General features: G+C 48.3%; 11 protein-coding genes. 4 read left to right on the top strand and 7 right to left on the bottom strand.

Annotated elements, in window-relative coordinates:
• Positions 1–80 precede the first annotated feature (80 nt).
• Genes MHH76_RS04415 through MHH76_RS04405 form a run of 3 tightly spaced genes read right to left on the bottom strand, consistent with a single transcriptional unit; the run spans position 81 to position 1,737 of the window.
• The gene (locus MHH76_RS04415) at positions 81–896 is read right to left on the bottom strand and encodes a YhjD/YihY/BrkB family envelope integrity protein (protein WP_020450569.1); all 816 of its coding nucleotides are present in this window, start codon (positions 894–896) and stop codon (positions 81–83) included.
• A complete protein-coding gene (locus tag MHH76_RS04410) occupies positions 893–1,243 on the bottom strand; it encodes a hypothetical protein (RefSeq protein ID WP_020450568.1) in 351 nt (116 codons plus the stop codon). Before MHH76_RS04410 ends, MHH76_RS04415 begins: the two co-directional genes overlap by 4 nt.
• Before the next feature lie 23 nt (positions 1,244–1,266).
• The gene (locus MHH76_RS04405) at positions 1,267–1,737 is read right to left on the bottom strand and encodes a low molecular weight protein-tyrosine-phosphatase (RefSeq protein WP_025810251.1); all 471 of its coding nucleotides are present in this window, start codon (positions 1,735–1,737) and stop codon (positions 1,267–1,269) included.
• A gap of 183 nt (positions 1,738–1,920) precedes the next feature.
• Here MHH76_RS04405 and MHH76_RS04400 point away from each other — a divergent pair, with 183 nt between their 5' ends.
• Together MHH76_RS04400 and MHH76_RS04395 are read left to right on the top strand one after the other, a co-directional pair.
• Positions 1,921–3,279, top strand: coding sequence for a sodium:alanine symporter family protein (locus MHH76_RS04400; RefSeq protein WP_020450566.1), 1,359 nt, complete (start codon positions 1,921–1,923; stop codon positions 3,277–3,279).
• Positions 3,280–3,370: 91 nt separating this feature from the next.
• The gene (locus MHH76_RS04395; protein ID WP_020450565.1) at positions 3,371–3,586 is read left to right on the top strand and encodes a DUF1128 domain-containing protein; all 216 of its coding nucleotides are present in this window, start codon (positions 3,371–3,373) and stop codon (positions 3,584–3,586) included.
• A 38-nt stretch (positions 3,587–3,624) separates the two neighbouring features.
• Here MHH76_RS04395 and MHH76_RS04390 read toward each other — a convergent pair whose 3' ends face one another.
• Positions 3,625–4,140, bottom strand: coding sequence for a type 1 glutamine amidotransferase domain-containing protein (locus tag MHH76_RS04390; RefSeq protein WP_020450564.1), 516 nt, complete (start codon positions 4,138–4,140; stop codon positions 3,625–3,627).
• 229 nt (positions 4,141–4,369) lie between these two features.
• Between MHH76_RS04390 and MHH76_RS04385 the strand changes: the two genes are divergently transcribed.
• Positions 4,370–8,641, top strand: a complete 4,272-nt coding sequence (locus tag MHH76_RS04385; RefSeq protein ID WP_043054183.1) for a multifunctional 2',3'-cyclic-nucleotide 2'-phosphodiesterase/3'-nucleotidase/5'-nucleotidase — start codon at positions 4,370–4,372, stop codon at positions 8,639–8,641.
• A gap of 41 nt (positions 8,642–8,682) precedes the next feature.
• Here MHH76_RS04385 and MHH76_RS04380 read toward each other — a convergent pair whose 3' ends face one another.
• The gene (locus MHH76_RS04380; protein ID WP_043054182.1) at positions 8,683–9,366 is read right to left on the bottom strand and encodes an NAD(P)H-dependent oxidoreductase; all 684 of its coding nucleotides are present in this window, start codon (positions 9,364–9,366) and stop codon (positions 8,683–8,685) included.
• Positions 9,367–9,496: 130 nt separating this feature from the next.
• Between MHH76_RS04380 and MHH76_RS04375 the strand changes: the two genes are divergently transcribed.
• Positions 9,497–9,889 (top strand): helix-turn-helix domain-containing protein, encoded by a 393-nt coding sequence (locus tag MHH76_RS04375; RefSeq protein WP_020450561.1) that lies wholly within the window; start codon positions 9,497–9,499, stop codon positions 9,887–9,889.
• Here MHH76_RS04375 and MHH76_RS04370 read toward each other — a convergent pair.
• Both MHH76_RS04370 and MHH76_RS04365 read right to left on the bottom strand, forming a co-directional pair.
• On the bottom strand, positions 9,886–10,797 hold the full coding sequence (locus tag MHH76_RS04370; protein WP_043054181.1) for an alpha/beta hydrolase: 912 nt from the start codon (positions 10,795–10,797) through the stop codon (positions 9,886–9,888). The genes MHH76_RS04375 and MHH76_RS04370 overlap by 4 nt on opposite strands.
• An 80-nt stretch (positions 10,798–10,877) precedes the next feature.
• Positions 10,878–12,173: a nucleotide sugar dehydrogenase gene (locus MHH76_RS04365; protein ID WP_043054180.1), complete on the bottom strand. Its 1,296-nt coding sequence runs from the start codon at positions 12,171–12,173 to the stop codon at positions 10,878–10,880.
• Positions 12,174–12,258 lie beyond the last annotated feature (85 nt).

Below are 12,258 nucleotides of genomic sequence, written 5' to 3'. Positions count from 1 at the left end.
TGGCTGCCGCCTTTTTTCGTGTGTTTTGTCATGATGATCCCTCCGCTTTTGAACTCATGAAACGTTCTTTTATAGATTGCTCATTTCCGCGGATTTTCTTCAGGAATGATTTTACGTTTATGTAAAAGGGCATTGATCTCCCCTCCAAGAATAATCATCATTCCGCTTAAATAAAACCAGATCATCAGGACGATGATGCCGCCGAGGCTTCCGTATGTTGCGCTGTAGTTTGCAAATTCACTGACGTAGTATGAAAACAGCATGCTGACGAGGATCCAGCCGGCTGTCGCTGCAACGGCTCCCGGAAGCACGAATTTAAATGACAGCCGCTTATTCGGGGCAAAAAAGTATAAAGCCGTAAAGACGATCAGCAGCACAAGCGGGCTGATTCCCCAGCGGAGCGCTGACCATGCCGCTAGAAACATTTCCGGCGTACCGTCCAGATTGGCGATGAAATGGCCGATGGCCCTCCCGAATACCGGAAGAAGAAGCGCGACCAATATGGTGAAAACCATCGCGGCGGTCAGGAGGAGTGATGTCAGCCGAACCATGATGAATGAGCGGTTTTCCTCCACTTCATAAGCATGATTAAAGGCCCTGACAATCGCGTTCAATCCGTTTGACGCAGACCAGAGCGCCGCGATGATCCCGAAAGAAAGCAGGCCCCTGTTTCCTGTATTGAGCGTCTCTTCAATAACGGACATCGTGTCTTCTGGAGCATACTGTTCAATCAGCCCGATGACATCGCCCGTTTTGACAGGCAGGTAGCCGATCAAAGTCAATAGGAAAATCATAAACGGAAACAGGGACAGCAGGAAAAAGTAGGCAAGTTCCGCCGATTTGCTCGGCCCTTCATGAAGGAAAAAACGCCAAGCCAGCTCTTTCAAAAAGCTCATTCTTTTTCCGGCTCCGTACGCCCTTTGGATTTAGCTGTGAAGTGATCCCTCGTTTCCTCGATCAGACCGATCACTTTTGGCGTCGTCTCTTTCAGTTCTTTCATCTGTTGATTTAAGAAGCTTAAATCGTCCGATATGGAAGCGGTCAGTTTTTTGGCTTCGTCCATTTTTTCTTTCACGCATTCGGTGAACATTCCGGGATTTGCGCGGTAAAGGCGGACTTTGTTTTTGCACGCGTCAAGCTTTGCACCGCACGCTTCTCTGGTCGGTTTGTGCAGCAGTGACATAACCGCCCCGACCGAAGCGCCGAGGAGGATATTTCTGATGAAAACGCGGTCGTTTTTCATAAAAAATCTCTCCCTTCGTTTTTTTATAATTTGTGTTCTTTTCGAATGTCCTTTAGCAATTCGCTGCATCCTTTCGCGACGAGTTCGTACACCTCATCAAAGTTCCCGGTGTAGTATGGATCAGGAACATCTGCCGTCTCACAGTCCTCGACATAGTCGAGCAGCCTCCGGATGACGGCTTTGCTCCCGTAGCCGGCAAGGCTTCTCACATGGCCAGCGTTTTCGGCATCCATCGCGATGATATAATCGAACGCTTCCGGGTCTTTGTCGGTAATCTGCCTCGCGTAAAGGCCTTCGCAGCTTATCTTTTTTGCAGATAGCAGCGACCGTGTGCCTTCATGAGGCGGTTTTCCGACATGCCAGTTCCCCGTCCCCGCCGAATCGGCTTCAATTCGGTCCTCCAGTCCGCTTTTTTTGAGCATGTCGTTAAATACAGCTTCTGCCATCGGAGAGCGGCAAATATTGCCGAGGCAGACAAATAGAACTTTGATCATCAAACAAGAGCCTCCTCTATTCTTTCCCCACATTTCAGAAAGAAAAAACACTTTTGCTTTTATACTAAAGATTTTTTTGTTTTTTTCAACTTTAGGAAGAAAAGATGACAATGCTATTGACAAATCTAACAAACTTTCAGAATATTCTAGTTAGACACAAAATTAAAGGGGGATATTTCGCCTATGGATTTTATTTCACATATTGTAGATACAATGAACGGTTTTTTATGGGGACCTCCGCTTTTGATCCTCATTGTTGGAACAGGTATTTATTTGACTTTCAGGCTGGCTTTTTTGCAGATCAGACTTTTGCCTTACTCATTAAAGCTTGCCTTTTCAAGACATCAGGATAAATCCTCCGAAGGCGATATTTCCCACTTTCAGGCGCTGATGACTGCCCTTGCCGCTACGGTCGGTACAGGGAATATCGTCGGTGTCGCCTCAGCTGTCATTGCCGGGGGGCCGGGCGCCGTGTTTTGGATGTGGCTCGCCGCCTTCTTCGGAATGGCGACGAAATATGCCGAAGCGGTGCTTGCCGTCAGATTCCGCGTGAAAGACAAAAACGGCGAAATGTCAGGCGGTCCGATGTATTATTTGGAACACGGCCTCAAGCAAAAGTGGCTAGGTGTGTTATTTGCCATATTCGGGGCGCTTGCCGCTTTCGGAATAGGCAATATGGTTCAGTCAAATTCTGTATCCGGAGTCATGAGCTCCACATTTTCCGTGCCTGCCTGGGTAACCGGCATCATTGTCACGATTTTTACAGCACTTGTCATTCTCGGAGGGATTAAAAGTATCGGCAAAGTCACCTCGCTGTTCGTGCCGATCATGGCTTTATTTTATGTCATCGCCGGGTTGATCATTCTTGTCACAAACTTTGAACTTGTCCCAGGCGCGGTCGGTTTAATTTTCTCTGACGCGTTTACCGGCCAGGCCGTGGCAGGAGGCGCGATCGGAACCGTGATCCGCTGGGGCGTGGCGCGGGGCGTATTTTCAAATGAAGCAGGGCTCGGCTCGGCGCCGATCGCGGCAGCCGCGGCAAAAACTGATATGCCGGCTCGCCAAGCACTTGTCTCTATGACCCAGGTTTTCATCGACACATTGATTGTCTGCTCGATTACGGGGATATCGATTGTCATGGGAAACATGTATCTGACAGAAAAAAACGATGCGCTGACATCGATGACATTCGCACATTTTCTCGGCCCTGCGGGATCGACAATCGTTGCGATCGGACTGCTGCTGTTCGCTTATTCGACGATTTTGGGCTGGTCGTACTACGGAGAAAAATGCTTCACCTACCTGCTGAATGAAAAATATGCGATCGTCTACCGTGTCATCTTTGTGATCGCCGTCTTTTTCGGAGCGGTCTTTAAAAATGACTTTGTCTGGGCGCTGGCCGATATGCTGAACGGTCTGATGGCGATACCGAACCTGATCGGACTGCTCGGTTTGACAGGGATTGTCATCTATGAGTCCAAACAGATCCTTGCAAAAATCAAAGCCGAAAAAGCGGAAAAGCAAAACAGCGTATCCGTTTAAACCGGAGATGCTTTTTGACAGCCGTCCTTTTCTTCTCGCTTAATTCTGTTACAATAAAGACTACAAAATCAGTGAGAAAGGATGTGCCTTCTTGTCAGAGCAGAAAACAGCCGAGCTTAACAAAATGATCGAAGAGATCTCGCAAAAACTAAACATGCTGAACATCGGCGTCATCAAAGCTGAAGCCTTCAGCAATGAAAAGCTTGAAGATCTTGAATACCTGCACAAAATGGTGATGAAAAAGAAATCTTTCAGTCCGAGCGAAATGCAGGCAATCGCAGAGGAACTGGCTGCACTCCGAAAATAAACATAAAAAAGACCGGAAATCTATTCCGGTCTTTTTCATTAGCCGAGCAGCTTCAAAGATTCGCGTGTAAACGCAGGGATGTCGTCAGGCGTCCGGCTTGTAACAAGCTGGTTCTGGCAGACGACAACTTCCTCGTCCTTAAATTGAACCCCGGCGTTTTCCAAATCGACTTGAATCGATGTGTAGCCTGTTGCACTGCGTCCGTCCAGAGCCTTGGCGGTGATTAAAAGCTGCGGGCCGTGGCAGATCGCAAACACCGGTTTTTTGTCATCCATAAAGGATTTCGCAAACGATACGAAACGCTGGTCGGCTCTGAGAATATCCGGCGAAAATCCGCCCGGAATCAACAGCGCGTCAAAATCAGCCGGGCTGACTTCATCAATGGACGCATCTGTTTCCACTTGCGCCTCGCCTTGCTTGCCTTTCAGCGTTTTGCCTTTCTCTTTTTCAATAACCGTAAGCTGGTGCCCGGCGTCTTTGAACGCTTTCGCAGGCTCGGTATACTCCGAATCCTCAAAGTAATCTGTCAGAACAACTGCAATGTTTTTGCTCATATTGCTCACCCTCCCAAAAGCTTCTGTCTACATAAATCCATTTCCCCCTGCCACACTAAATAAAACATCCGCACGTTCCTCGCGACAAAGTACCTAAGTCACCCGGCAGACAGGGACAGACTTTGGAATCATTTTCTGAGTGTTTACAATATTCGCAACGAAAGTTCTACAAAACTTTACAAAAAGTTCTTACAATAGAAATTGTTACTCTAATCTGAAAGGTGGAGAAATGGTGGGAATACAGAAAAGACGGTTTTCAAGGAAAAACATTCTCCGTATTCTGCTAACCTCAGTGATGATACTCAGTTTACTCATTCCAAACACCCAGACATATGCAGAAGAACCAAATGAACACCCGCTGATCAACCTCAGCATCCTGGGTACGACAGATATCCACGCCCATATCATGGACTATGACTACTATGCCGACAAAGAAACGGCAGAATTCGGACTGGCCCGCACGGCTCAGCTGATCGAAAAGCACCGGAGCCGGAATCCGAACACGATTCTTGTCGACAACGGCGACTTAATTCAAGGGAACCCTCTAGGGGAATATATCTTCAAACATGAACGTGAAGCAATTATCTCCGGAACGAAAACACACCCGATCATTGATGTCATGAACAAACTGCACTATGACGCCGGCACGCTCGGAAACCACGAATTCAACTATGGCCTTGAATTCCTTGACGGCACGATAAAAGGCGCCGAATTTCCCATCGTCAATGCCAATATAAAAACATCGGACGGAAAGAACAAATATACGCCATATCATATTGAAGAGCGGACGCTGACGGATGAAAGCGGCCAAAAGCACCAGCTTAAAGTCGGCTACATCGGCTTCGTTCCGCCGCAGATTTTAACATGGGATAAAAAGCATCTGGACGGCAAAATCACGGTGCAGGACATCACCGAATCAGCGAAACAAACGATTCCGAAAATGAAGCAGGAAGGCGCCGACGTGATCATTGCGATCGCCCACTCCGGAATTGAAAATGGCGAACAGGCGGCGGGAGCAGAAAACGCCGTATATGACTTGGCTCTCAAGACGGAAGGAATAGATGCGATCATCTCCGGACACCAGCACGGTCTGTTCCCCGGTACCGACTATCCAGGAAATGGCGTGATCGACAATCAAAAAGGAACGATCAACGGCATCCCTGTCGTCATGCCGAAAAACTGGGGCAGCCATTTAGGAATCATCGATATGCAGCTTGAACAGGACGGCAGCAAATGGACAGTGAAAGATGCCAGCGCAAAAACGGAAGCGATTGCCGGAAATGTGACGTCACGACACGAAACCGTCGTTTCCACGATTAAAGGCACACACGAAAAAACGCTTGAATACGTCCGCGCGCCGGTTGGCCAAACGGAAGCTGATATTAACAGCTTTTTCGCACAAGTAAAAGACGATCCTTCGATTCAGATTGTCACAGACGCACAAAAATGGTATGCGGAAGATGCCATGAAGGGAACGGAATACGAAAACCTGCCGATTTTATCAGCGGGCGCGCCATTTAAAGCAGGAGGGCGTAACGGTGCTGATTATTATACAAACATTAAAGCAGGAAACCTTGCGATCAAAAACATCGGCGATTTGTATTTGTACGACAATACGCTCTATATCGTCAAGCTTACGGGAAGCGAAGTGAAGGACTGGATCGAAATGTCGGCCGGGCAGTTCAACCAGATCGCCCCTTCAAAATCGGGTGAACAGGCGCTCCTCAACCCCGATTTCAGGTCGTATAATTTCGATGTCATTGACGGTGTGACCTACCAGATCGATGTCACACAACCGGCAAAATACAATTCGTCAGGCGGGGTGAAAAATCCGCAGGCCAACCGCGTCAAACAGTTGTCTTACAACGGAAAAGCCGTCCGCGACGATCAGGAATTCCTTGTGGTCACAAATAATTACCGCGCGTCCGGGGGCGGCGGATTCCCGCATCTGACGCAGGACAAAGTCGTTTATGCGGCGGCTGATGAAAACAGGCAGGTGCTCATGAACTACATCATGGAAAAGAAAACGGTCAATCCTGCCGCCGATAACAACTGGTCGATCGCTCCGATTAAAGGAGCCGATGTGACATTCGAATCTTCTCTCCTCGCCAAACCGTTTGCTGAAAAAGCGAAGGACATCGATTTTGTCAGAGAATCCGAAAACAGCGGATATGGCGTCTATAAGCTGAACTTTGAAGGTACAGAGCCTCCGGTTGATAATGGAAACTGGACGTTAACAGTCATGCACACGAACGACACGCACGCCCACCTTGATGAAGCGGCAAGGCGCGCTGCCAAAGTGAAAGAAATTCGCAGTGAAGCAGAAAACAATGTGCTGCTCGATGCCGGCGATGTCTTTTCCGGTGACTTGTATTTTACAAAATGGAACGGACTCGCCGATTTGAAGCTGATGAACATGATGGGCTATGACGCCATGACCTTCGGCAACCATGAATTTGATAAAGGGCCGAAAGTGCTCGCAGACTTTCTGAGTGGAAACAATGCGGCCGTCGATCCGTTAAACAGACACCAGCTGGAAAAGCCCGATTTTCCAATCGTCAGCTCCAATGTCGATGTATCAAAGGAGCCTCAGCTGCGAAGCTTTCAAAAAGAGCCTGCACTCTTAACAGCGGGAGAAAAGAAAGAAAGCGGCATCTATCCTTATATTCTGCTTGATGTAAATGGCGAGCAAGTCGGCGTATTCGGCCTGACGACGGAAGATACGTCATATACGTCAAGCCCCGGACCGAACATTGCGTTCCATGACGCTTATCTGTCAGCGGAGAAAACAGTCAAGGAACTGAAAGAAAAAGAAAAGGTCAACAAAATCATCGCCCTCACCCACCTCGGCTACAACCGGGATCTGGAGCTGGCCAAAAAAGTGAAGGGCATCGATTTGATTATCGGCGGGCATACGCATACACTCGTCGATCATTTAAAAGTGGTGGAGAGCGAAGAACCGACAATCGTCGCCCAAGTGAAAGACTACGGGCAGTTTTTAGGACGGGTCGATGTTGTGTTTGATGAGAAAGGCGTCGTTCAAACGGATCAATCAAGGTTCAATTTGATCGCGATTGACGGCAAAGTAGACGAAGATCCTCCAGCGAAAGAAGTGCTTGACGGCTTTAAAGAAGATATTGACGAACTGAAGAAGAAAAAAGTAGGCTATGCCGATGTCCCGCTTGACGGAAAACGCGAGCATGTCCGCTCAAAAGAAACCAACCTCGGCAATTTTATCGCGGACGGCATGCTGAAGAAAGCAAAACAAGCCGGCGGGGCTGACATCGCCATCACAAACGGCGGCGGAATCAGAAGCGGTATTGCCAAAGGCGACATCACACTCGGCGATGTGCTGACGGTCATGCCGTTCGGCAACACCCTTTATGCCGCTGATTTGACGGGTGCGCAAATCAAAGAAGCGCTTGAGCACGGGGTGAGCCAAGTCGAAGAAGGCGGAGGCGCGTTTCCGCATGTCGCGGGTTTATCCTTCACATTTACACTGAGCAAGTCAAAAGGTGAGCGCATCCTTGATGTGAACCTTGTCAATGACAAAGGGGATGCTGTTCCGCTCGATTTGGACAAAACCTACCGTGTGGCTACAAATAACTTCATGGGCGGCGGCGGAGACGGCTATTCCGTTTTTAAAGAAGCAAAAAACGGTGTCGATCTCGGTTTTACCGATTACGACATTTTTACAGAGCAGCTTGCCTTGTACGATTCTGTTTCACCGAACATCGAAAACAGAATCACAGAAGTGTTCCTTCCTGACCGTCAGACAGACGGCACTTGGACGCTTGCGGAAAAACCGTTCGAAACATACGCGAAAAACGCAAATCAGGTGATTGGTTATTTCCCTGACACAGAAAAAGACCACATCAAGCTGAATATGACAAAAGCACAGACTGACCTTGTCAAAGAAAGAATTGATGATCCAAGTATCACCCTGAAAAACGATCGCATTGCGATGCAGCTTCCAGCCGTTAATCTGGCAAGCGAAAAGACTAAAATCAGCATCAAAATCGCCAAGAATATCAAACAGGCGGTCACAAAGGTATATGATTTCAACATTCAGCAGAATGGAAAAACGGTCAGCACATTTAAAGAGCCTGTCGGACTGTTTTTCCAAGTCGAGGCTCCTGACAAACATTTGAGCGTCTATTATGTCGACCGCAAAAACAACAGCTTCACAAAAGTGACAAACGGCTATACGAAAGGCCGTACCGTTACAGGCTATGTCGACCATTTCAGCGAGTATACCGTGATGAATGACAAAGATGCCGGGTCTCCTTCACTTCCGCCGGGTTCAGGCGATGATGACGGTCCGGATGGCGGCAGCGGCGGGTCAGATGACGGAAATGAACCTTCAGATGGTTCAAACGGCGGGTTTTTGCCTGACACCGCTTCAAACGCCTATCATTGGCTGATGCTCGGCCTGCTGCTGCTTATATCCGGAAGCGGCCTGTACCTTTACCAAAGGAAGCGGCGCAAACTCCAAATCTAAATAAAAAAGTGCGGTCTGCTAAAGGCAGAACCGCACTTTTTTTATTCAACCCATTTCACGATTTGATCAAGCGCCCGTCTCGTCTTCGGACGCGGTTCTTTCACGCGGTAACCGAAAGCGGCCATGACCGAGATGTCAAAGCGGCCGTCCTCCAACAATCCTTCTTTTTCAAGGATGTCGTGGACTTTGTCGTAATTAAAGCCTTCAATCGGGCAGGAGTCAATACCGATCAAGGCGGCCGCCGTCATCATGTTGGCAAGCGCGATGTACGTTTGCTTTGATACCCAGTCAAACATCGCTCTGTCGCTTTCGTACAAATGAAAATCGCCGTCTTGGAAACTTTTTAGAACGCCGTCTTCTTTCAGCATATTTTCAATGATGTCATCCGGCATTTTTTTCACATGCTTTAACTGATCTGCAACATACCCGGAATCATGCCGCATTTCCTTAGCCGTGCGTCCGAGCAGCAAAACGAAATGGCTGGCTGTCGGCAGCTGTCCCTGTGCGCCCCATGAGACCTGGCGCAGTTTTTCACGCAGCTCTTTATTTTGGACGACGATGAACTTCCACGGCTCGAGGCCGACAGAGCTTGGCGACAGTCTGCCCGCTTCTAAAATGAACTGAAAATCCTCGTCTGATATCTTTCTGTCCGGATCAAACTCTTTTGTCGCGTGTCTAAATTGGAATGCGTCAAGAATCTCCTGCTTCTTGGATTGCTGTGTCATGTTCTGTTCTCTCCTTTTGTCTATAGTTTATATTCCTTTCTTAATTTCATTCTAATCATTATAATAGCAATAAGAAAGTACGCACATTTTTGTGGCATAGTATCATTTTTTATACTAAGGAGAGAGGAAAATGAACAAGAATCCAAAGGCATGCGAAACACCGGACGGTTATTCATGCCCGGTGGAAGCAACGATCGATATCATCGGCGGCAAATGGAAAAGCGTCATTCTGTATCATTTGATCGATGATAAAAAACGCTTTAATGAGCTGCGTCGTTTAATTCCCGCCGTGACACAGCGGATGCTGACCCTCCAGCTTCGCGAACTTGAGCGTGACGGCATCGTCTGCCGCACGATTTATAAGCAGGTTCCCCCGAAAGTCGAGTACAGTTTAACTGAGTTCGGCAAGACGCTGATTCCGATCATCAGTCAAATGATGAATTGGGGAGCTTCCTATGCCGGCAAAATCAAGGAAGCGCGCCAACGATCGGCTGCCGCTGAAATGCTGGAATCGCAAGGCTAATTGGCCGGCTCGATTTTCAAGAGAAAGTCTTTGATTCTGCTTAAGTATTCTTCAGGATCGTGGCGAAATCCGCCGACATGTCCCGCGCCTTCAATCAAATACAGTTTCTTTATCCCTTTTTTCCGGTCATACAGGCTTTTGGCCATTTCCGGCGGAACAAGCTGATCATTTGTGCCGTGGATGATAAACAGCGGCGTGTCTGACTGCTCAAGATTGCTGACCGGCGATATGTCGGCAAGGCTCCAGCCGTGGCGCCGTTTGATCAGCCCGCTTGCCAACGGGATGAGAAACGGCACGGACAATTTGACGGCGGCTTTCAGCTGAAAGCCGCATAGCTCTGTTAAATCGCTGAAGCAGGAATCGGCAATACAAAACTTGATTCTCCTGTCCTGTTTCATCAGCTCGATGGCAGCCGCGGCTCCTAGCGATTCGCCAAGCACCCCGATCCAAAGGTCTTTGCCGAACCTGTTCTCAAGCTCGTCAGCCCACCTCGCCAAATCGTCCTTTTCGTAAAATCCGTAAGAAACGTGTGAACCGCCGCTCAATCCGTGGCACCTGCTGTCGCAAAGCAGAACATTGTAGCCGATGGACTGGAACAGCTCGACGTATTTATACCCTCCAAACAGCGACCACTTGATGCCGTGGGAAACGATGACGACTTTCCTGCTCTTTTGAACGGGAAAAAGCAGCGCATGCAGCCGGCATCCATCCCCCGCCGTCAAAAACAGCTCTTCTTTGTCGTGTGACTCAAACACATCATTGCTGATCTCGCCGTATTTGAGTCCGCTGAAAAAGGTTTCTTCATATGTGCTCCTGTTCGGCATAACAAACAAATAGCTGACAATCAGACTGACGGCAAAAATACTGATCCCAATTCCAAAGACCATCAACAAAATTCCGATCCACACGGCCCTCACCCTTTACGTTCTTGTTTTAACTTATTGTATTCCGAACGGGTCTGGGCGTGAGTCGCGGAAAAAAATTGGCGTCAAGAGCACCCGTTTCCGAGCTGGATGACTTTCGCTTTTCCTGCTGCTTCTCTCAATACGCCTCTTGTATCAAATATCACGGTTGCATGGTTTAGTAACAGCTCTTTCGGAAGTGCGTCATGATCGGTCAAAACGACAACACAGTCGAACGCTTTCAGCATCTCTGAATCTATCGGCATGCTTGCCAGTTTTTTGCCGCTGAGGTCGAGTTCCGGAACGTGCGGATCATGGTAGGAAACATCAGCCCCCATGCCGATCAGCTTCTCTATAATATCAAGCGATTTTGATTCGCGGACATCCGCTATATTACGTTTATAGGTGACGCCATAGATTAAAATGCGGGCGTCTGTCGACTTATCTTTCGCTGCCAGTTGCAAGGAACGCTCTGCGATATAGCGGACGATTCTATCATTTGTCGCTTCCGACAGCTCGATAAAGTCGCTCGATAAACCGCTTTGTTTCATGACAAACTGCAAATACAGCGGATCAACGGGGATGCAATGGCCGCCGATGCCGGGACCTGGATAAAACGCCGCAAAGCCGTACGGCTTCGTGCTTGCCGCCTCGATGACTTCCCATACATTCACCCCGAGCTTGTCGCATATCATCGCGAATTCATTAATGAATGAAATATTAATAAACCGGTACGTATTTTCCAGCAGCTTTGTCAGCTCCGCTGTTTCAGGCGATGTGACAGGCACAACCTCTTCATAAATGCCGCTGTATAATTGATGCACCTTTTCAAGGCATGCCTCCGTCGCGCCTCCCACTACCTTCGGCACGACTTCAATCGGGAATTGATTGCCCGGATCAACGCGTTCTGGAGAATAAGCCAAATAAAAATCCTTTCCGCATACAAGGCCGCTTTCTTCGAGGATCGGTTTGACGATGTCCCTTGTCGTACCCGGATATGTCGAGCTTTCCAACACAACGAGCTGCCCTTTTTTCAAGTGCCCTCCAATCGATTGCGCCGCTCTTTTCACATAAGTCAAATCAGGACCCGCATCATCATTCAGCGGCGTCGGTACGCAGATGATGACGGCATCCGCTTCGCCGATTAAACCGTAGTCCGAAACAGGACGAAAGAAACCGGTGCCTATTCCGTCCTGCACCGCTTGATCGTTGATATCTGAAATATAGCTGTTCCCTTTCCGTAATGCCTCGACTTTCTTTTTATCCAAATCAACACCGATAACCCGAATTCCTTTTGATATCAACAACATGGCCAAGGGCAGACCGACAAACCCCAAGCCGATGACCGCTATCGTTTCGTTATGCATTTCCTGTTTGCTCATTTATCAAATCGCCCCTTCTGTACATTCCTTTAATAAACTATGTTTTAAATCTTTTTTTGAAAGGGACGATCTACCAAATCAAAAC

The organism is Bacillus sp. FSL L8-0193 (genome assembly GCF_037976065.1).
GTDB classification, from domain to species: domain Bacteria; phylum Bacillota; class Bacilli; order Bacillales; family Bacillaceae; genus Bacillus; species Bacillus paralicheniformis.
This window is presented reverse-complemented; position numbering and strand designations above follow the sequence as displayed.